Source organism: Kitasatospora sp. NPDC127111 (genome assembly GCF_042677465.1).
GTDB lineage: Bacteria > Actinomycetota > Actinomycetes > Streptomycetales > Streptomycetaceae > Kitasatospora.
The window spans coordinates 29351-48869 of record NZ_JBHXTG010000003.1; the positions used below are offsets into that span (position 1 = coordinate 29351).

Genomic DNA, 19519 nt, shown 5'->3' on the forward strand with positions numbered 1-19519 from the left:
GTGCGAGCCATGGGTATCCACGACGATGCCGCCGAGATCCGCGCCTGCGGGTGGCGTACGCTCGCCGCGCTGCACGGGCTCATCGACGCGGCGCTGGAGAAGGCGCTGCAGTCCGAGCACCAGCTCTCGGTGGTCGAGTACACGGTGCTGGACGCCCTCTCCCGGCAGGACGGCTGGCACATGCGGATGCAGCAGCTGGCCCGCGCGGCGGCGCTGAGCAGCAGCGCGACCACCCGCCTGGTGACCCGCCTGGAGGACCGGGGGCTGCTCAGCCGCTACCTCTGCGCGGACGACCGTCGCGGCATCTACACCGAACTGACCCCGCAGGGACGCCAGTTGCTCCAGGCGGCGCGCCCGGTGCACGACGCGACCCTGGAGGCGACGCTGGCGCAGGCCACCGAGCTACCGGAGCTCGCCCCGTTGGTGCGCGCCCTGGGGGAGCTGGAGCCCACCCCGGCCGCCTCCTGAGCCCGGCCGTCCCCTGAGCCGGTCCACGCCCTGAGCCCGGCCACCCCCTGAACCCGGGTGCCGCCCGCGCCGCCCGCGCCGCCCGCACGTCCGCCCGCACCGCCCGCCGCCCACGCCGACCGGCGGCCGCGGCGCGCGGGCCGGTGCCGTGGCGCGCCGCCCGGGTGAACCGCCGCCGCCGCAGAACGGCGCGGCCGCCCGCCGGCTCGGGCCGGTGGTAGGCATGGGCCGCATGGACTGGTTCGCCGCCCCCGAGTACTGGTCGAGCAGGCTGCTCGTGCAACGGCTGCTGGCCGCCGTCTACCTCACCGGCTTCCTCGCCGCCGCCGCCCAGTTCCGCGCCCTCATCGGTGCCGACGGGATGCTGCCCGTTCCGCGCTTCCTCGCCCGGGTGCCGTTCCGCGAGGCCCCCGGCCTCTTCCACCTCCACTACAGCGACCGCTTCTTCGCCGCCGTCGCCTGGACCGGCGCCGCAGTCTCCGCCGCGCTCGTCGGCGGACTCGGTGACGCCGTCCCGCTGTGGACGTCGATGCTCCTCTGGGCGCTGCTCTGGGTGCTCTACCTCTCGATCGTCAACGTCGGGCAGACCTGGTACTCGTTCGGCTGGGAGTCCCTGTTGCTGGAGACCGGCTTCCTGGCCACCTTCCTCGGCAACGAGGACGTCGCCCCGCCCCTCCCGGTGCTCTGGCTGCTGCGCTGGCTGGTCTTCCGGGTCGAGTTCGGCGCCGGACTGATCAAGCTGCGCGGCGACAGCTGCTGGCGCGACCTCACCTGCCTGCGCTACCACCACGAGACCCAGCCCATGCCCGGCCCGCTCAGCTGGTTCTTCCACCACCTGCCCGCCCCGCTGCACCGGGTGGAGGCGGCCGCCAACCACGTCACGCAACTCCTCGTCCCGGTCGGCCTCCTCCTCCCGCAGCCGGTCCCCACCTACGCGGCCTGCGTCATCGTGATCACCCAGCTCTGGCTGGTCGCCTCCGGCAACTTCGCCTGGCTGAACTGGCTCACCATCACGCTCGCCCTCGCCGCCGTCGACCCCGCCCGGCTCGGCCTGCCCGTCCACCCGCACACGTACGCCGGCACCCCCGTCTGGTTCGAGGCCCTGGTCATCGCCCTCACCGCCGCCGTCGCCGTCCTCAGCTACTGGCCGGTACGGAACATGGTCTCCCGCCGGCAGGTGATGAACCGCTCCTTCAACCGCCTCCACCTGGTCAACACCTACGGCGCCTTCGGCAGCGTCAACCGGATCCGCCAGGAGGTCGTGGTCGAGGGCACCGACGAGCCCCTCGTCACCCGGCACACCGTCTGGCACGAGTACGGCTTCAAGGGCAAACCCGACGACGTGCGCCGCCTCCCGCGCCAGTACGCCCCGTACCACCTGCGGCTGGACTGGCTGATGTGGTTCGCCGGCATCTCACCCGCCTACGCCCGGCCCTGGTTCCTGCCCTTCGTCGCCCGGCTGCTCGCCAACGACCCCGACACCCTCCGGCTGCTGCGCCACAACCCCTTCCCCGACGCCCCGCCGACCCACGTCCGGGCGACCCTCCACCTCTACCGGTTCACCGATTGGCGCGAACTGCGCGAAACCGGCGCCTGGTGGCACCGGACCGCGCTGCACGAGTACCTCGAACCGGTCAGCCTCACCACCCTCGCCCGCTCCGGCTACCGGCCGCCGCTCGGCCGCCGCTCCCGCACCGTGCCACTGGACGGGCTGCGCCGTCGGCACGGACACCCGCCCGGCCCCACGCCGCACCACCCGCCCGGCCCTCCCGGGTAGCGGCCGGCCGGGCGGTGTGCGACGCCACACCGGTCCGTCAGGCGGTGGGTGCGTGCAAGGCTCGAACGGGCACCCGTATTCTTGGCCTCCACAACCGGCAGCCCGACCGCGCACCCGCCAGCCCCTTCCGCCGGGGTCACCAGTGCGCACCCGGTCCGCCGTCCCCCTCGCCGCCCGCCCCGCCGCAGTCGCCCAGAACCGGACCTCACATGACAGTGCTTCACTCGCGCAACACCGACGCGGCCGACGCCGCCGGTGCCAACGCCGCCGACGCCGCCAGCAAGGCCGCCGCCGACGCCAACGACGCCAAGGACGCCACGGACCTGGAGCAGACCCGTGGCCAGGCGGCGGACAGCGACCTCCGTGACGACCTCGGCCGCTACGCCGAACTCGGCGCCTTCACGCTCAGCGCCGAGACCCACGCCTGGTACGCGGCGGTCGACACCGTCGCCACCCCCGAGGACGCCCGCGCCGCCTCCACCGTCCTCGCCGAGCTGCGCGGCCGCGACCTCCAGCAGACCTGGGAGGCCGTCACCGCCCTCGCCGCCGACGCCAAGCTCGACGAGCCCGGCACGGTGGCCATCGCCGGCCTGTTCGCCGAAACCCTCCAGCGCGTCCACCAGACCTCCACGGTCCTGAGCGGTGCCGCGTACGACGCCGACCTCGACGCGCTCGTCGCCGCCACCGCGGACCGCGCCTGGCGCCGCGAGCGCGGCGTCAAGCTGTCGTTCCTCAAGGTGCGATCGCTGCGCAAGCAGGCCGCCGCGCTGGCCGTCGGCGGCCGCAAGGCCAGCCCCGAGGACCTGCACGAGGCCCTCGCCTCCGCCGAGATCGAGCGCCGCGCCTGGGCCGTCCTCTCCCCGAACGGCACGCTGCCCGTCCCGCCGGCCGACGGCGCCCTGGCCGAGCGCACCGCGGCGACCTTCGAGGCCATCGGCACCGGCCTGCGTGACCTCGCCCGCCTGCTGCCCGGCCACGACCTCGACGCGCTGCCGTTCGGCGAGCTCATCGACCTGGTCGAGCGCCTCGCCGCCGACGAGGGCACCCTCTACCGCCTCCCCACCATCCGCGCCCTGCGCACCACGCTCGAGGAGGCCGGCCTCGGCGAGCTGCTCGCCGAGCTCACCGCCGCGCGCGCCGACCGCCGCGCCGCCGAGGCCGCCTTCAACGCCCGCCAGGCCCTGGCCGGCGGCCAGCGGGACGGCCTGACCGGTCGGGAGGAGCCGGCGGTCGAGGAGGAGCCGGAGGCTGAGGCCGCTGCGGTCGAGGCGGCGGTCGAGGTCGAGGTCGAGGCTGAGGCCGAGGCCGAGGTCGAGGCCGTTGAGGCGGAGGTTGACACCGAGGCCGCGACCGAGCCGGAGGTCCTGACGGAGGCCGAGGACGCTGTCGAGGCCGAGGACGCCGTCGGTGCTGACGGCGAAGCCGAGGGCACGGGCACGGAGGGCACGGCGGAGGTCACGGCCGAGCCGGAGGCGGAGCCGGAGAGCGCGTCGGACCTCGACACCGAGCAGCTGACGGCCGAGGAGGAGCCCGCCGAGGCGCAGCCGCTCGTGATCAACCTCCCGGCGCCGTCCCCGGCCGCCGACGACCTGGTCGACGTCGTCCCCGTGAAGGTCGAGCCGGCCGCAGCCGAGGGGTCCGAGGTCGAGGCCGGGGTCGAGGTCGAGGTCGAGGTCGAGGCCGGGGTCGAGGTCGAGGTCGAGGCCGGGGTCGAGGTCGAGGCCGGGGTCGAGGTCGAGGTCGAGGCCGGGGTCGAGGTCGAGGTCGAGGTCGCCGCCGAGGCTGACGTTGCGCCCGTTGCCGAGGTGGAGCCGGAAGCCCTCGAGACCGACGCCCCCGCCGAGGCCGAGGCTGATGTCGAGCCGGTTGCCGCCGACGAGCCCGAGGCCGAGGTTGTCGAGCCCGTCGCCGAGCCCGTCGCCGAGGTCGAGGCCGCCGTCGAGGTCGAGCCCGAGGCCGAGGTCGCCGAGCCTGCCACTGAGGTCGAGGCCGCCGTCGAGGCTGAGCCGGCCGTTGCCGAGGAGCCCGAGGCCGAGGTCGTCGAGTCCGTCGCCGAGGTAGAGGCTGAGGTTGTCGAGGCTGACGCCCCGGTCGAGGCCGCTGTCGAGGTGGAGCCCGAGGCCGAGGTCGTTGAGCCTGCCGCTGAGGTCGAGGCCGCCGTCGAGGCTGAGCCGGCCGTTGCCGAGGAGCCCGCCGCCGCGGCCGCCGAGGCCGAGGTCGTGGTGGCCGTTGAGCCCGAGCCCGCCGTCGAGGTGGAGCCCGTCGCGGAGCCTGCCGCCGAAGCCGAGCCGGCCGTCGAGCCCGAGCCCGCCGTCGAGGTGGAGCCCGTCGCGGAGCCTGCCGCCGAGGCCGAGCCCGAGGCTTCCGCCGGGCGGCCGGCGAAGCCCGACTTCACGCCGGGCCGTCCGGTGACCGCCTACTCCGCCGACGAACTGCTCGCCGTGGTGCGGTGGGTGGACGGCGACGGGGTGGCGCGCAGTGAGGAGGAGCTGCTGCGGGCCGCGATGAAGGAGCTGGGCTTCGCCCGGCTCGGTCCGCGCATCAAGGAGGCGCTGGGCGCCGCCGTCACCGCCGCGCGCGGCTGACGCCCGGGCGACGGCAGAACGAAGGGGCCCGGTGGGGGCGGCGCGTGAGCCGCCCCCGCCGGGCCCTTCTCCGTGTCCGCCCGCGAGGAGCGGCGTGCTCAGCCCGCCTTGTTCCAGGGCGCGCTGGCCATCAGCGCCTTGACGTTGGCGACGTAGCTCGGGTTCGGGATGACCAGGCTGCCCGTGGTCGTGCCGGTGGCCGGGTCGGTGACGGTGTTGTAGTGCACGTTGCCCGCGCCGGCGTTGTACGCGGAGATGACCAGGTCGAGCAGCGGCGTCTTGCCGGTGGCCGGGTCGGGGGAGAGGTCGTACTTCCCGCCGAAGGAGGAGTCGCCGTAGTACGCGACCAGCCAGTCGAGCAGCTGGGTGCCGAGCTGGACGTTGCCGTTCAGCGTCTTCGGGTCGGAGTCGGTCTTGAACTTGCTGTTCATCCAGCTCACGGTCGCGGGCATGATCTGCATGGTGCCGATGCCGCCGTCGCAGGCGAGGATGCCGGACTGCCAGCCGCTCTCCTGCCAGGCGATCGCCTTGACCAGGTTGACCGGCAGCGCCGGGAGCTTGTCGGTGCCGCCGCTGGTGAGGTAGAGCGTGCGGGACTGGCCGGCGGCCGCGACGAGTGCGGCGGAGACGGCCTCCTTGGCCTCGTCGGGCTGCGGCTTGCTCGGCGTGCAGCCGCTCTGCAGCGGCGGGACGTGCGGGGTGTCGGGCGCGGGCGGCGGCGGGGGTGCGACCGGTCCGGGCTTCGCGGTCGGCGCGGGCGCCGGGGCGACCACCGCCTGAGCGGGGGCCGGAGCGGCCTTCGGGGCCGGGTCGGCGGGCTTCGTGGTGCTGGGCTTGGCGGTGCTCGCCGAGGCGGTGGGGCTGGGCTTGGCCGACTTGCTCACCGTCGGGGACGGCGATGCGCTCGCGCTCGGGCTCGCACTGGCCGTCGCGTCGGCCGAGGCGGTGCCGGTGGGCGTCCCGGACGGCGAGGCGTCCGCCGCGGTGGCCGCCGCCGTGGTCGGCGTCCCCCCGGCCGTGTCGTCGGCCTTCTTGCTGCCACAGCCCGTGAGCAGCGCCGTGGACACGGCCGCCGCCGAGACCAGCACCAGCGCCTGCCGCGAAGCGCGCACCTTCATAGGATTCAGCCCCCCATGCGTTCGCCGGCCCACCCGGCGAGAAGGCGACATCCTACGATGATCGGATGACCGCACCGGCCGCCGGGGCCCGGGCCCCCGGGCCGGTACGAAGCGCCCCGGCGGGCAGGGCCGCCCCTCAGTCCCGCACCCGCCGGGCCAGCTGGGCCGCCAGCACCTCCGGCGCATCCGCCAACGAGGGGCCGTACCAGGTGAGATGGCGCCCGCTGACCAGGGCCGCCGGGATGCCGGGGAACGCCTCCGGGCCGTCCGTCGCCGTGAACCGGTAGGGCTCGTCCGGGAGCACCACCAACTCGGCCTCGACGGCCAGGAGTTCGGGCAGCGGGATGGCGGGGTAGCGGTCCGGGTGGCCGGCGTGGAGCAGCTCGACGCCGAGGCGGCGGAGCAGGTCGCCGGCGAAGGTGTCGCGGCCGAGCACCATCCAGGGGCGGCGCCAGATCGGCACGACGGCGCGCAGGGGCCGCGGCAGCGGACGGACGCCGGCCCAGGCGGCCTCCGCGGCGTCGAGCCAGGCCGGGCGGGGCAGGCCGCAGCCGAGGGTCAGCAGCCGGTGCAGCGAGTCGAACGCCTGCTCCAGCGTGCGGATGTCGGTGACCCAGACCGCCAGGCCGGCGGCCCGCAGCGCGTCGAGGTCCGGACGACGGTTCTCCTCGTCGTTGGCGACGACCAGGTCTGGGGCGAGGGCCGTGATCCGGCGGACGTCGGGGTTCTTGGTGCCGCCGATCCGCTCTGCTGTCAGATCGGCCGGGTGCGTGCACCAGTCGGTGACGCCGACCAGCAGCCCGGGCGCGCTGACGGCGACGGCCTCGCTCAGCGAGGGCACCAGCGACACCACCCGCCGGACCGGTCCCCGTCCGGCCCCGAGCGGCACGGGCAGCCCGAGGTCGTCCAAGGGTGGACCGGAGGGAGCACGGGGAGGGAGATCGCGTGGCGCCACCCGATCACCCTGGGCCCACCCGGAGCCGGGCGTCAAGCTCGGCCTCCACCGCCGTACCCGGAAGCCCCCGGACGGCGGTGGGTTACCGTCACCCCATGGACGACGCCGAGCCGATGACCCACCGCCCCGAGCCGGCGGCCCTGACGTCCGAGCCGATGACCCACCGACCCGAGCCGGCGGCCTTCCCTCCCCATCCGATCCGGGACGTCCGCGCCGTGTACGCCCGCCAGGCCGGGTGCCCCGCCGACCTCGCCGTCGTCACGGTCGACTTCGAGCCCGGGGAGGACGGCTTCGCCTTCGAGGTGGCGGGCGACGCCGTCGTGACCGGCTCGCCCGAGCCGGACGAGCTGGCCGGCTTCCACGCGGCCGTGGCCGCCGGCATGCGGGAGGAGCTGGCCGACCGGCTGGCCGGGGGCAGGGTGGCGGTGGCCGTCGTGGTCCGCCGCACCGGGGTGCACGCCGTCGACTCGCGCGACCGGTCGTTCCACGAGGTCGGCCGCCTCGCCGTGCGCCTGGCCTTCGAGCGGCTGGCCGGCCCGCCGCCCCGGCGCCACCGGGCCTGACCGGCCCGCCGCCCCGGGCCCGTCGCCACTGGCTCCCGGCCCGCCGCCCCGGGGCGGGCGCCGCGGCGGCTGACCGGCCCGTCCGCACGCCGCCCCAACAGCACGGAAAGTCCCGGGAACCGGGCGGGGGCGGTGGCCGACTACCTGGTCCGGACTCGTTGGACGAGCCCGAGCACGACCATTGACCAGGAGAGTTGTCATGCGCCCTCGCGTGTTCTGCGGTATCGCGGCCGCTGTCGCCCTGTTCGCCACGGCCTGCGGAAGCGGCGGTGGGGGCGGCGCAGACAGCGGGAGCGGCGGCGGTGACGGCAAGGCGGCCGCGGCCGGCGCCTTCCCGGTCAAGGTCGCCGACTGCGCCGGCAAGGAGACCACCGTCCAGCGGTCGCCCGAGAAGATCGTCACCAGCAACGCGGCCGGCCTGGAGATGCTGCTCGAACTCGGCGCGGGCGGCCGCGTCATCGGCACCGGCTTCCCGCCCGGCAAGGGCAGTCTGCCGGCGCCGGTCGCCGACCAGGGCGCCAAGGTGCCGGTGCTGGGCGAGATGGGCATCGCCAAGGAGAAGCTGCTCGGCTCCGGCGCCGACCTCTACGTCGACGCCTTCGGCGCCATGCCGATGATGGGCGCGGCGGGCGCCGCGCCGAGCGAGGAGGAGTTCACGGCCGCCGGCATCAAGCACGTGTTCCTCCTCTCCACCGCCTGCGCCGGCACCCCCAAGGCCGCCAAGGGAGCGCGCACCGACCTCGCCGAGGTGGAGAACGACATCCGCCGCCTCGGCGCCGTCACCGGCACCGGCGCCAAGGCCGAGGAACTGGTCGCCGGGATGGAGAAGCAGATCGGCGAGGTGCGCACCGCGACCGCCGCCGTCCCCGCCGACCAGCGGCCCGGCTACTTCCTCTTCGACTTCGACGCCGGCACCAAGCAGCCGGTCGCCGTCTGCGGCCGGCAGGTCGCCAACGCGGTGATCACCCTCGCCGGCGCCCGCAACGTCTTCGCCGACTGCGACGCCGACTTCAAGCCGATCTCCTGGGAGGACGTCGTCGCCAAGAACCCGGACTGGATCCAGCTCGCCGTCCGCACCCGCGGCACCGAGGAGGAGAACCGCAAGGCCTTCGACGACGCCGAGGCCTTCCTCAAGGGCTTCCCCGCGACCCAGGGCCTCAAGGCCGTCAAGGACGGCAAGTTCCTGCGGATCGGCTCCGAGGTCACCACCATCGCCGGGGTCCGCAACGCCGACACCGTCCGGCAGATCGCCGCCACCGTCCACCCCACCCTCGTCAAGAACGGCCAGTAGACCGTGGCATCGGCCACCACGACCGCCCCCGCCAAGCGGCCCCGGACGCGCACCCTGCGCGCCGGGCCGCTGGCCGCCGTGCTCGTCCTCGCCCTGGTCGCCGCGCTGACCGCCGCCGTCTCGCTCGGGTCGGTGGACATCCCGCCCGGCGAGGTCTGGTCGGTGGTCGCCCACCGGCTCACCGGCCGGACGCCCGAACCCGGCACCCGGGACCTCATCGTCTGGCAGCTGCGCGTCCCGCGCGCCCTGCTGGCCGCCATGGTCGGCGCCGGGCTCGGCCTGGTCGGCACCGCCGTCCAGGCCCTCGTCCGCAACCCGCTCGCCGACCCCTACCTGCTCGGCATCTCCTCCGGCGCCTCCCTCGGCGCCGTCGCGGTGATCGTCCTCGGCAGCGGGCTCGGCCTGGAACTGGCCTTCGGCAGCGCCCTCGGCCTGACCATCTCGCTCGCCGCCTTCCTCGGCGCACTCGGCGCGTTCTCCCTGGTCTGGCTGCTGGCCCGGCGCGGCGGCGGCTTCTCACCACTGCGCCTGGTCCTGGCCGGCATCGGCATCGGCCAGTTCCTCACCGGCTTCACCAGCTACCTCGTCCTGCAGACCCGCGACGAACAGCAGACCAGGGGCGTGCTGTTCTGGCTGATGGGCAGCCTCAGCGGCGCCGTCTGGGCCCAACTCGTTGTCCCCGCCGCCGCCGTGGCCCTCGGACTCGCCCTCCTCCAGGCCCGCGCCCGAGGGCTGAACGCCCTCCTGATGGGCGACGAGACCGCGGCCGGGCTCGGCATCGACGTCACCCGGCTGCGCCGCGAGGTCTTCGTCGTCACCAGTGTGCTGACCGGCGTGCTGGTCGCCGTCTCCGGCGCGATCGGCTTCGTCGGACTCATGGTGCCGCACGTGTGCCGGCTGCTCGTCGGCGGCGACCACCGCCGGCTGCTGCCGCTGTCCGCCCTCACCGGGGCGGTGCTGCTGGTCGTCGTCGACACCATCGCCCGCACCGCGCTGGACACCCAGGAACTCCCGATCGGCGTCGTCACCGCCCTGCTCGGCGCGCCCACCCTGCTCTACCTGCTGGACCGACGACTGGAGCGGAATTGAGGATCGCGGTCGAGGACCTGAGCGTCGCCCTGTCCGGGCGGACGGTGGTCGCGGGCGTCCACCTGGTCGCCAAGGAGGGCGAGATCGCCGGGCTGGTCGGGCCCAACGGCAGCGGCAAGTCCAGCCTCCTGCGCACCGTCTACCGGCACCTGAAGCCGAGCGCCGGGCGGGTGCTGCTGGCCGGCCGGGAGCTGTCCGAGCTGACCCCCGCGCAGTCCGCCCGGCACATCGCCGCGCTGCCCCAGGAACGCGGCGGGGACTTCGAGTTGACCGTCCGCGAGGTGGTGGCGATGGGCCGCACCCCCTACAAGCGGGCGTTCGCGGCGGACGACGCCGAGGACCACCGGATCGTCGCCGAGGCGCTGCGGCGGGTCGGCATGACGGCGGAGGGCGGCCGGCGGTTCGCCCAGCTCTCCGGCGGCGAGCGTCAACGCGTCCTGCTGGCACGGGCCCTGGCCCAGCAACCGGACGTCCTGGTGCTGGACGAACCGACCAACCACCTGGACGTCCGGCACCAGGTCGAACTCCTCGCGCTGCTGCGGGAACAGCGCCGCACCACCCTGGTCGCACTGCACGACCTCAACGCGGCGGCCTCGGTCTGCGACCGGCTGCACGTCCTGCACCGCGGCACCCTGGTGGCCTCCGGGGTGCCGCGCGACGTCCTGACCGCGGAGCTGCTCGCCGAGGTGTTCGGCGTGCGGGCGGCGGTGGTCGAACATCCGCTCACCGGTGACCCGTTGATCGCGTTCGACCACCGCACGCCCGCCTCGTCGTCGGACCTCCCGGGGCTTCCGGGCTCGCCGGAGTCCCCGGAGCCCAGCGAGTCCCCGGACCTGCCGGAGTCCTTGGAGGCTCCGGGCGCGCCCGACCACCCGGATGCGCCCGACCACCCGAGGGAACTGGCGCGACCTCAGGAGGTTTCGTAGTGGCTCGGGCGGCCGTTGCGCTCGACCAGGCGGCCGACCTTCGCCGCGTCGTCGCTGCGCAGCAACTGCCAGCCGCCGTCCGGCCGGTGGAGCACCGACGAGTGCCACGGCGTCATCCACACGTCGGCGTGGTCCAGCAGCCGGATGCCGAACTTGAGCACGCCGGCCTTCTGCGGGTGGATGGAGAGCCGGAACGAGCGCGGGTGCTGCTCGGCGATGAGGTCGCCCCAGGCGCGGCTGCGCTGGATGACGCCGTAGGCGCGCTGCCGGCAGTCGCGCTGCAGGGCGGACTTGGTGCCCTCGAAGCCGAAGGTGTCCTCGGTGAGGAAGCGGGTGATGCCGCGGTAGAGCTTCAGCGTCTCCTCGTCGGTCATCACCTGCTCGCGCAGCTCCTCCTTGGTCGGCGCGTACTGGGCGTGCACCCGGGCGCGCTTCTCGTCGAAGGGCAGGTCGCCGAGGACGGCCCGCAGGTCGAAGGTGGCGAGGTGGGTCAGGCCCTCGCGCTCGATCATCGCGGAGAGCTCGTCGGAGTACTCGTCGATGTGGTCGTCGGGGACGTGGATGAGGTCGCCGAAGATGTGCCCGTCGGAGCAGATCAGGATCTGCGCGCCGGGCGCGTAGAGCTTGCCGATCTCCTCGCAGAGCCCGTTGAGGAAGGTGAGCGAGAGGCGCTCGCCCTCGTCGGGCAGGTGGCCGAGCACCTTGGCGAGGTTGGGCGACTTGCACGGGAAGCCGGGCAGGGTGAACAGGATCTGGTCGCCGGCCGTGATGAAGTCGGCCAACTGCTCCAGCTGCAGCGGGAAGTCGGCGGGCGTGACGGCCAGCTCGGGGTCGGAGGCGCGGCGGTGCGGCAGCAGCAGGTCGACGATCTCGGCGGAGACGCGTGCGACCTCCCGCGGGTCGGTGATCGCGCCGGGCCGGGCGCCGGCGGACGGGTCGGTCGGGGCGGAAGGGGCGGTGGGAGCGGACTGCTCGACGGACGGGGACTGCTCGACCGAAGCGGACTGGTCGAGGTTCTGGGACTCGGCGGAAACGGTGCCGGCGGGCGGCATGTGGTCCTCCACGGAACGGAATTCGGGTTTCTGGGCAGGCGTAGCCACGCCCCGGCATCGGTCGCCGGGACGCTGGGGGGATGGCCGGGGAGTCTGGGCGGGTCACACCCGCTGGTCGTAGGCGACGGGCAGCCTGTTCACCCCCCGGGCGAGGACGGCGGGCACCCAGGTGAGCGCGTCGATCTCCTCGCCCGGCGCCTCGGCCGGGCGCAGCCCCGGCAGCCTGGCGAGCAGGGTGCCGATGGCGACCTGGAGTTCGACCCGGGCCAGCGCGGCGCCGGGGCAGTAGTGGATGCCGTGGCCGAAGGCCAGGTGGGCGTTGGGGGTGCGGTCGAAGTCGAGCGCGTCGGCGTCCGGGAACTGCTCGCCGTCGCGGTTGGCCGCGCAGAGCGAGACGATCACGGAGTCGCCGGCCGGGACGGTGGTCCCGTGCAGGTCGCTGTCCTCGGCGAAGAAGCGCCAGGTGGTGAGCTCGAACGCGGCGTCGTGGCGCAGCAGTTCCTCGATCGCGCGGGTGAGCAGGCCGGGGTCGGCCGCGACGCCGTCGCGCAGCCGGGCGAGCTGCTCGGGCCGGCGCAGCAGGGTGATCAGCATGGTGGTGATCTGGTTGGTCACCGGCTCCTGTCCGGCGACCAGCAGCTGGAACACCATCGAGTCGAGCTCCTCGGGGCTCAACTCGCCCGCGTCGCAGGCGGCGACGAGCCGGCCGAGCAGGTCGACGTCGGGCCCGGCCGGGTCGTAGTGGGCGCGCTTGTGGGCCACCACGTCGGCGATGTAGCCCTGCAGGCCGCGCAGTCGGCCCTCGTAGGCGGGCCGTCCCGGGTCCAGCGGGCCGACCGGCTGCACGACCTTGCCCCAGTCGCGGTCGAAGCGGACGGCCAACTCCTGGGGCAGGCCGATCGCCTCGGCGAGCACCCGGAACGGGAAGTGGGCCGCGAAGCCGGCCACCAGGTCGGCGCCGCCGTGCGCCGGCAGCTCGTCGATCAGGGCGTCGGCGAGCTCCTGGATGCGCGGGCGCAGCGCCTCCGCCCGGCGCGGGGTGAAGGCGTCCAGCACCAGCCGGCGCATCTGGGTGTGCTTCGGCGGGTCCTGGTGCAGCAGGTGGACCTGCAGCTGGGAGTGCTGCGGCTCCGGCATGATCGAGGCGAGCTTGCGCCAACCCTCGTTCCCCAGGGCGTGGTTCTTGCCGAGGCGGGGGTCGTTGAGGGTCTCGTGCGCGGCCTTGTAGCCGGTGACGAGCCAGGCGGTGATCCCGCTGGGGAACTTCACCCGGTGGACCGGGCCGGCCTCGCGCATCCGCCGGTAGAGCGGATAGGGGTCGCTCTTGTACTCCGGGCCGAGCAGCGGCACCGGGTCGGGGAGCGGCGCCTGGTCGGGGAGCCGGTCGTATCCGAACAGGCAGCGCGGCGCGTCGTCGGCCGGGCTCCCCGCGGTCGGATCGTGGACGGTGTCGGTCATGCGAGTGTTCCTCCGGTCGGGGTTGTGGGGCGCGCGCGGTGACGAAGCGTCAGCGACCGGCGCGGTCGGTGGGGTTGGTGTGGGTGGCGCCGGCCGTTCCGGTGGGTCCGGTGGCGCCGGCGGCCCGGGTGCCACCCGTGGTGCCGGTGGTGCGGGCAGGGCCGGTGGTGCGCGTGCCGCGGGCGGTGCCCGTGGAGCGGTGGTGCAGGGAGAGCAGGGCCACGGCCGTGACGGCGGCCAGCGTGGCGAGGACGAGTCCGGCGCGGGCGCCCGTGGTGGCGGCGTCGTCGCCGAACAGCGTGGCGGCGGTGGCGAGGGCCGGCCCGAGGGCGAACCCGAGGCTGCGGGCCAGCTGGACGGCCGAGCCGGCGGTGGCCAGTTGCTCGGGCCGGGCGGCGGACATCACCAGGGCCTGGACCGGGCCGCCGTTGAGGCCCATGCCGACGCCGGCGAGCGCGAGCCGCCAGGAGATGTCCAGCGGTGACCAGTCGGTGTCCAGCGGGACGAGCAGCAGCATGCCGAGGGCGGTGACGGACGCGCCGGTCAGCGCGGTCGGCCGGGCGCCCCAGCGGTCGGCCAGCCGGCCGCCGAACCGGCCGGCCACCACCATGCCGAGCGGGAACGCCAGCATGGTCAGCGCGGTGGTGGTGGCGCTGATCCCGTCGTCGCGGCGCAGGTGCTGGGCGAGCAGGTAGTGGTTGGCGGCGAAGCCGGCGGCCAGTGCCAGCACCGAGCCGTTGACGGCGGCGGTGCGGGACTCGCGCAGCACGCCGGCGACCGGCCGCCCGCCGGGGCGGCGCAGCCAGAACACCACCAGCGGCGCGGCGGGTAGCGCCAGCAGCAGCCAGACCGGCGCGTCGGGCGCGAGCGTGAGCCCGAGCAGCACGGCGGCCACCGCCGAGCCGATCAGCGCGGCGTCGCCGAGCGAGCCCCGGTCGGGCAGCCGCAGCCGCCCGCCGCGCGGGGCGTTCCGGTACGCGATCACCAGGGCGGCCAGGCAGATCGGCAGCTTGACCAGGAAGATCGCCCGCCAGCCGACGTGGTCCAGCAGCACGCCGCCGAGGACGGGCCCGGTGACGGCGCCGAGCGGGCCGAGGGTGGCGGGCACGCTCATCGCCCGGCCGCGCAGCTCCGGCCGGACGGCCGTCGCGGCCAGGACCGGCATCAGCACGAACAGCACGGCGCCGAAGGCACCCTGCGCGAGCCGCGCGGCCACCAGCCAACTCGCCCACGGGGCGAGGGCGGCGAGCACGCTGCAGGCCGCGAAACAGGTGACCGCCAGCAGCAGGGCGGAGCGGCTGCCCACCTGGTCGAGCCAGCGCCCGGCGGGCAGCAGCAGGGCCACCAGCGGGAGCTGGTAGCCGAGTACGGCCCACTGCGCGGTGGTCGGGGAGACGTGCAGGCCGTCCGCGATGTCGGTGAGGGCCAGGTTGACGACGTTCATGTCGAGCATCGCCACGAAGGAGAGCAGCCCCGCGGCCACGACCAGGCTCCACCGGTCCGCCGGTTGTTGCGCCTGATCCTCGGTCAGGCCTCCGGTGGCCAGCGGCTGTTGCGCTGACATGGCTCTCCTCCGATTCCCCGTTGCGTGCCGGACACCACCTCGGCGGCGGGGTCCGGTACAGCAGTCGGGCGCACGGGAGCTCCAGTTCCGAACAGATGAAGGAATTTTCCGGGTTGGCCGGATCCCGCCGTTCGTGGCCGATCCTTTTCGCGCCGGGGGAGTGGTCTGTACCGGTGGACGAGCACTCCCCGCCGTGCGGAAGGCGGTGCACCCGGGGGAGAGGACCGTCCCGAGGGGGACGTGAGGGGAGGGAGTGGCGGTGGGACGGCGACGGGGGTGGTGGGTGCCGTGGCACCCACCACCCCCGCTCGCGCACGCTCGTCGGGCCGCGTTCGTTGGGCCGTGTCAGTCCGGCCGCGTTCGTTGGGCCGTGTCAGTCCGGCCGCGTTCGTTGGGCCGCGTTGGTCAGGCCGCGTTCGTCAGGAGGTGCTCAGCAGGCCGCCGCCAGCTCGGCGGTCGGCCCCGGAGGGGGAGTCTCACCGGTCTCCGCCGCCCGGAGCCGGGCTATCAGTTCCTCCCGGGCCCTGGCCACCCGGGAGCGGACGGTGCCGACCGGGCAGCCGGCCACCAGCGCGGCCTCGGCGTAGCTCAGCCCGACGACCTGGGTGAGCACGAAGGCCTCCCGGCGCTGCGCGGGCACCCGGTCGAGCAGGTCGCCGAGCGCGACCCCGTCCTCGAACCCGGCCGCGGGCGGCGTGCCCTGGCGTTCGGCCGCCTCCTGCCAGTCCGGCAGGGCGGCGCAGCGCGGCCGGGCAGCGGCCGTGCGGTAGCGGTCGATGACCGTCCGCCGGGCGATCGAGAGCAGCCAGGTCCGGGCCGAGGAGCGCCCGGCGAACCCGGGCAGGCTGCGCAGGGCCCGGAGGAAGGTCTCCTGGGCGAGGTCGTCGGCGGACTGCACGTCGGTGAGGTGGGCGACGAACCGCCACACGTCCCGCTGGGTGGCCCGGACGAAGGCCTCGACGTCGGCCGCCCGCCCCTCGCGGGCGGACAGCGCCAGCGCGGTCAGCTGCTCGTCATCCACGGCGGCCTCCCGTCCGCTCGTGCGGCCCGGCGGGCAGCCGGCCGGATGCCCGGCCGTCCACCGGACCGTCCGCCGGGCGGTGGGCCGGGCGGTGGGCCGGGCGGTGGGCCGGGCGCGGGCCCGGGCCGTGCCCCCGACGGGTCCGGCACCTGGGCCGATGCGGGACGATGGTCGGATGAGATGCGTCCAGTTCCGTACCGCCCTTTCCGCCCGCCTCGACGGCGAGCCGACCGGCGTCCCGGACCGACGGCTGGACAAGCACGTCGCCCGGTGCGCGGTCTGCCGGGAGTGGCTGGAGCGGGCGGAACGGCTGCGCGGCGTCCTGCCCGCGGCCGGTGCGGCCGGCCCGGCGGAGGACTGGACGGCGCGGCTCCTCACCCACCTCGGCATCGGGGGCCTCGGCGGGGGCGGCCTCGGTGGGGCCGACGACGCGGCCGGGGCCGGGCCGGGGGCCGGGGACGGCGACGTGGACGGGGCTGGCGACGCGGCCGGGGCCGGCGGCCCGGGAGGAGCCGGGGACGCGGACGGGGCCGGGGACGGCGGGGGCTTCGGGGCGGCCGGCCGTTCCGGGCAGGGGAACAGCGGGCCGGTGGAGTAGGACGGGGGCGCCGGTCGAGGCCGTTGCGCCGTCGTGGTCAGGCATGGAAGGTCCTGAGGGGGAGGGCTCTGGGAGCCGTGCCGCTGCGGGCGGCACGCTCGGCGTCGGTGGGGCGGTGCGCACACCGCGGCACCCCGGCCGGGGTGGCGGCGGGCGCGGGCCCGGGCCCTGGCGGCGCGGCCGATCGGCCACGGCACGGCGCAGGGCGACCTGCCCACCACGCGGCGGACGCCGGGACGGCGTCGGACCTCGGACGGTGGGCGCGTCAGCGGACGGGCGCGGCGCACGGCGGGCCGCGCCGGACCACGGCGTGCGAGAGCAGCAGCAGCCGCGGTGGGCGGACCCGGTGGGCGGCGGGTCTGGGCGAGGCCGGCGGCCGGTAGCCGCGCGGACGGCACCAGAGGGCGAGCAGCGGCGCCAGGAGCGCACCGGCCAGCACCGCACCCAGCGCGGCGAGCAGTTCGAACAGCCGGGCCAGCGCCGCCTCGCCGCGCCAGAGCAGCAGCGCGCAGGCGAACGCGGCGAGCAGGTGGGCGGCGATCATCCCGGCGGACATCCCGTGCGCCGCCATGTCGTGCCCGGACATACCGGTACCGCCGGACATGCCGGATCCACCGGACAGGCCGGTGCCGCCGGACAGGGTCGCGCCGCCCGAGCCTCCCGGTCCGCCGGACATCCCGGCCATCCCCGACATGCCGTTCATCCCCGACATGCCGTGGTCGGCCGCGTCGGCGGACACCGGTCCGCCGTGCGTGCCCAGGTGGTGTCCGCCGGCCGCGGCCCGCAGGCTCCCGGCCGGCGGGACGTCAGGATCGATCCCGGCCATCCGGGCCAGGTCGGCCGGCGAGATCCCGGCGGGCGCCCGTTCCGGATTGCACAGCAGCAGGCTCGCCCAGTCCGTCGTCCCGAGCCGGCCCAGGCCGCTGCCGGCCGCGAGCGCCCCGGCCTGCTCGAACGTCAGGTGCAGCGCGGTCTGCGCCGCCACCATCCAGGCGCTGATCACCCCGAGCCCGCGGCGCCGGCCGGCCAGCAGCCAACTGAGGCCGAGCGTGACCGCGAACGCGCCCGTCAGGACCGGCGCGGACACCCCGGAGCCGGCCATGGCGACGTGCGCCGTGGCGGCCAGCGCCACGCAGAGCGCGGCGAAGACCACGGCGCGCAGCGAGCGGATCCGGTCGGTCATCACGATGACACTCATCGTCGCACCCGCCCCCGCCGGCCCGTACCGCCCCCTCGGGTATTGGCCGGTTCCACCCCGTGAGACCATGCCCGGCCGGACCGCCCGGACCGGTCCGTCCGGCCCCCGTCCGGCTGTCCACCCGGTCCCCGCCGGGCGCCCGCCGCGGTACCGGTCCGGTACCCGTGCTGGTCCCGCGCCGGCTCCGCCCCGCCCCGCTCCGGTTCCGCCGCCGTCCCGCCCCGGCGGCGGTTTCCCTTGCCGCGCCCGCGCGGTAGAGGCGGTTCGTACGGTTGCCGGGCCCCGGGTTGTCCGTTCCGGCACGGGACCGCCGCCCCCGCCCGCCCGTACCGTTCGGGCACCGCGCGGCGCAACGCCGCCGGTCGGACGGCCGGCCCGGAGCCGGTGGGGACGGAGAGGCGGCGGGCCGGTGCACTGGCTGATTCACGACTATCGCGAGGACGATCTCGCGGCGGTGGTCCACTTGATCGACACCACGGCCGGTCTCGGCCAGGAGTCGGTGTTCTCGCTCGCCGAGTGCATCGGCGCGCTGACCTCCCGCCAGCCCGCCGTGGTCGCCGTCCACCAGGGCGAGCCGATCGGCGCCGCCCTCGCCACCGTGGCGGGGGAGCGCGCCTGGGTGATGCGGATCGCGATCGCCCCGGCCTGGCGCGGCCGGGGCCTGCCCAGCGCGCTGCTGCGCGAACTGGAGCGCCGGCTGGTGGCCTGCCGGGTGCGCCGGATCGCCTACGTCCTGCCGGAGGAGGAACTGCTCGGCGAGGGCCTGCGCAACGCCGGCTACACCCGGCGCCCGGCGGCCGCCTACTTCGAGAAGGACGAGCCGCCGGCCGGCGCCGCCAGCGGCCTGCTGGACGAGCTGGGCGGCCGGCTGCTCCCCGGCGACCTGTGGGCCAAGGTGGCCGGCATGGAGACCGAGAAGAACCTGATCGAGCGCCGGGTGGTCCTCCCGCTCGCCGAACCCGAGCGCGCGGCCCGGCACGGCGTGCGCCCGCCGCGCGCGATCGCCCTGTTCGGCCCGCCCGGCACCGGCAAGACGACCTTCGCCCGGGCGATCGCCTCCCGGCTCGGCTGGCCGTTCGTCGAACTGCTGCCGTCCCGGCTCGCCGACGAGGGCAACCTGGCGGCCGCGCTGCGCGACGCCTTCGGCCGGATCGCGCGGCTGGAGCGGGCGCTGGTCTTCATCGACGAGGTGGAGGAGATCGCCCCGGTCCGCGCCGAGGGAGCCCAGGGGGTGCAGGGCGGCATGCACGGCGTCACCAACGAGCTGCTCAAGCTGATCCCCGGATTCCGCGAGGGCGAGGAGCGGCTGCTGGTCTGCGCCACCAACTCGATCCGTTCGCTCGACCCGGCCTTCCTGCGCCCCGGCCGCTTCGACTACCTGATCCCGATCGGCACCCCCGACGCCGCCGCCCGCGCCGCCATCTGGTCCCGGTACGCGGCCGGGCGCGCCGACGTGGAGCTCGACGCGCTGGTCGGCGCGAGCGAGCTGTTCACCCCCGCGGACATCGAGCACGCCGCCCGGGTGGCCGCCCAGGCGGCCTTCGAACGGGACCTCACCGCGCCGGACGGCACCGAGGGCGCGAGCACCGCCGACTACCTGACGGCCATCCGCGCGGCCCGGCCGACCGTCACGCCGGCGATGGTGGAGGAGTTCGGCGCCGACATCACCTCGCACGCGCGGGTCTGAGCGCGGGTCTGAGCGCGGGTCTGAGCGCGGGTCTGAGCGCGGGGCGGCGTCCGACGCCGGCCGGCAACCCCTTGAATGGTCCGCTTGTCCTACGGTCGGTGCGGTTTGACACCACCCGCCGCCTGCTCACTAAATGTGCACACGCGTGCACCGTGGGGAGCACCGGGCG

At 75.5% G+C, this 19519-nt stretch carries 16 protein-coding genes; 9 read left to right on the forward strand and 7 right to left on the reverse strand.

Annotation, left to right across the window (positions count from 1 at the left end; genetic code table 11):
* The first annotated feature begins 9 nt into the window (after positions 1 to 9).
* From ACFVHB_RS03245 to ACFVHB_RS03255, 3 genes are all read left to right on the forward strand, one after another.
* Complete coding sequence (locus ACFVHB_RS03245; protein ID WP_380314535.1) at positions 10 to 468, forward strand: MarR family winged helix-turn-helix transcriptional regulator; 459 nt, start codon at positions 10 to 12, stop codon at positions 466 to 468.
* Between the two features lie 232 nt (positions 469 to 700).
* Positions 701 to 2245, forward strand: a complete 1545-nt coding sequence (locus tag ACFVHB_RS03250) for a lipase maturation factor family protein (protein WP_380314729.1) — start codon at positions 701 to 703, stop codon at positions 2243 to 2245.
* A 209-nt stretch (positions 2246 to 2454) separates the two neighbouring features.
* Positions 2455 to 4830, forward strand: coding sequence for a hypothetical protein (locus ACFVHB_RS03255; protein ID WP_380314536.1), 2376 nt, complete (start codon positions 2455 to 2457; stop codon positions 4828 to 4830).
* A gap of 98 nt (positions 4831 to 4928) precedes the next feature.
* On the opposite strand, the gene ACFVHB_RS03260 is transcribed toward ACFVHB_RS03255, so the two are convergent.
* On the reverse strand, positions 4929 to 5942 hold the full coding sequence (locus tag ACFVHB_RS03260) for a transglycosylase SLT domain-containing protein (protein ID WP_380314537.1): 1014 nt from the start codon (positions 5940 to 5942) through the stop codon (positions 4929 to 4931).
* A gap of 142 nt (positions 5943 to 6084) precedes the next feature.
* On the reverse strand, positions 6085 to 6858 hold the full coding sequence (locus ACFVHB_RS03265) for a helical backbone metal receptor (protein WP_380314538.1): 774 nt from the start codon (positions 6856 to 6858) through the stop codon (positions 6085 to 6087).
* A gap of 140 nt (positions 6859 to 6998) precedes the next feature.
* Here ACFVHB_RS03265 and ACFVHB_RS03270 point away from each other — a divergent pair, with 140 nt between their 5' ends.
* The 4 genes from ACFVHB_RS03270 to ACFVHB_RS03285 all read left to right on the forward strand — a co-directional run bounded on the left by ACFVHB_RS03270 (position 6999) and on the right by ACFVHB_RS03285 (position 10772).
* Positions 6999 to 7466 (forward strand): hypothetical protein, encoded by a 468-nt coding sequence (locus ACFVHB_RS03270; protein WP_380314539.1) that lies wholly within the window; start codon positions 6999 to 7001, stop codon positions 7464 to 7466.
* A 199-nt stretch (positions 7467 to 7665) separates the two neighbouring features.
* A complete protein-coding gene (locus tag ACFVHB_RS03275; RefSeq protein ID WP_380314540.1) occupies positions 7666 to 8757 on the forward strand; it encodes an ABC transporter substrate-binding protein in 1092 nt (363 codons plus the stop codon).
* Between the two features lie 3 nt (positions 8758 to 8760).
* Positions 8761 to 9846 carry a FecCD family ABC transporter permease gene (locus tag ACFVHB_RS03280; RefSeq protein WP_380314541.1) on the forward strand — a complete coding sequence of 362 codons (1086 nt, stop codon included), beginning with the start codon at positions 8761 to 8763 and terminating at the stop codon, positions 9844 to 9846.
* The gene (locus ACFVHB_RS03285) at positions 9843 to 10772 is read left to right on the forward strand and encodes an ABC transporter ATP-binding protein (protein WP_380314542.1); all 930 of its coding nucleotides are present in this window, start codon (positions 9843 to 9845) and stop codon (positions 10770 to 10772) included. The genes ACFVHB_RS03280 and ACFVHB_RS03285 overlap by 4 nt, the downstream gene beginning before the upstream one ends.
* On the opposite strand, the gene ACFVHB_RS03290 is transcribed toward ACFVHB_RS03285, so the two are convergent.
* From ACFVHB_RS03290 to ACFVHB_RS03305, 4 genes are all read right to left on the reverse strand, one after another.
* Positions 10757 to 11836: an L-tyrosine/L-tryptophan isonitrile synthase family protein gene (locus ACFVHB_RS03290; RefSeq protein WP_380314543.1), complete on the reverse strand. Its 1080-nt coding sequence runs from the start codon at positions 11834 to 11836 to the stop codon at positions 10757 to 10759. The genes ACFVHB_RS03285 and ACFVHB_RS03290 overlap by 16 nt on opposite strands.
* A gap of 90 nt (positions 11837 to 11926) precedes the next feature.
* Positions 11927 to 13282, reverse strand: a complete 1356-nt coding sequence (locus tag ACFVHB_RS03295) for a cytochrome P450 (protein ID WP_380314544.1) — start codon at positions 13280 to 13282, stop codon at positions 11927 to 11929.
* A 49-nt stretch (positions 13283 to 13331) separates the two neighbouring features.
* Positions 13332 to 14846 carry an MFS transporter gene (locus ACFVHB_RS03300; RefSeq protein WP_380314545.1) on the reverse strand — a complete coding sequence of 505 codons (1515 nt, stop codon included), beginning with the start codon at positions 14844 to 14846 and terminating at the stop codon, positions 13332 to 13334.
* A 430-nt stretch (positions 14847 to 15276) separates the two neighbouring features.
* Complete coding sequence (locus ACFVHB_RS03305; protein ID WP_380314546.1) at positions 15277 to 15867, reverse strand: sigma-70 family RNA polymerase sigma factor; 591 nt, start codon at positions 15865 to 15867, stop codon at positions 15277 to 15279.
* 175 nt (positions 15868 to 16042) lie between these two features.
* Here ACFVHB_RS03305 and ACFVHB_RS03310 point away from each other — a divergent pair, with 175 nt between their 5' ends.
* Positions 16043 to 16465: a zf-HC2 domain-containing protein gene (locus tag ACFVHB_RS03310; RefSeq protein WP_380314547.1), complete on the forward strand. Its 423-nt coding sequence runs from the start codon at positions 16043 to 16045 to the stop codon at positions 16463 to 16465.
* 265 nt (positions 16466 to 16730) lie between these two features.
* Here ACFVHB_RS03310 and ACFVHB_RS03315 read toward each other — a convergent pair whose 3' ends face one another.
* The gene (locus ACFVHB_RS03315) at positions 16731 to 17663 is read right to left on the reverse strand and encodes a hypothetical protein (RefSeq protein WP_380314548.1); all 933 of its coding nucleotides are present in this window, start codon (positions 17661 to 17663) and stop codon (positions 16731 to 16733) included.
* Between the two features lie 409 nt (positions 17664 to 18072).
* Between ACFVHB_RS03315 and ACFVHB_RS03320 the strand changes: the two genes are divergently transcribed.
* On the forward strand, positions 18073 to 19350 hold the full coding sequence (locus tag ACFVHB_RS03320) for an ATP-binding protein (RefSeq protein ID WP_380314549.1): 1278 nt from the start codon (positions 18073 to 18075) through the stop codon (positions 19348 to 19350).
* Positions 19351 to 19519: the final 169 nt, after the last annotated feature.

Excerpts from the sequence above, each read along its gene's own strand:
- ACFVHB_RS03300 (WP_380314545.1), bottom strand. The coding sequence starts at position 14,846 with ATGTCAGCGCAACAGCCGCTGGCCACCGGAGGCCTGACCGAGGATCAG.
- ACFVHB_RS03250 (WP_380314729.1), top strand. The coding sequence starts at position 701 with ATGGACTGGTTCGCCGCCCCCGAGTACTGGTCGAGCAGGCTGCTCGTG.
- ACFVHB_RS03245 (WP_380314535.1), top strand. The coding sequence starts at position 10 with ATGGGTATCCACGACGATGCCGCCGAGATCCGCGCCTGCGGGTGGCGT.
- ACFVHB_RS03310 (WP_380314547.1), top strand. The coding sequence starts at position 16,043 with ATGAGATGCGTCCAGTTCCGTACCGCCCTTTCCGCCCGCCTCGACGGC.
- ACFVHB_RS03295 (WP_380314544.1), bottom strand. The coding sequence starts at position 13,282 with ATGACCGACACCGTCCACGATCCGACCGCGGGGAGCCCGGCCGACGAC.
- ACFVHB_RS03315 (WP_380314548.1), bottom strand. The coding sequence starts at position 17,663 with ATGAGTGTCATCGTGATGACCGACCGGATCCGCTCGCTGCGCGCCGTG.
- ACFVHB_RS03255 (WP_380314536.1), top strand. The coding sequence starts at position 2,455 with ATGACAGTGCTTCACTCGCGCAACACCGACGCGGCCGACGCCGCCGGT.
- ACFVHB_RS03270 (WP_380314539.1), top strand. The coding sequence starts at position 6,999 with ATGGACGACGCCGAGCCGATGACCCACCGCCCCGAGCCGGCGGCCCTG.
- ACFVHB_RS03275 (WP_380314540.1), top strand. The coding sequence starts at position 7,666 with ATGCGCCCTCGCGTGTTCTGCGGTATCGCGGCCGCTGTCGCCCTGTTC.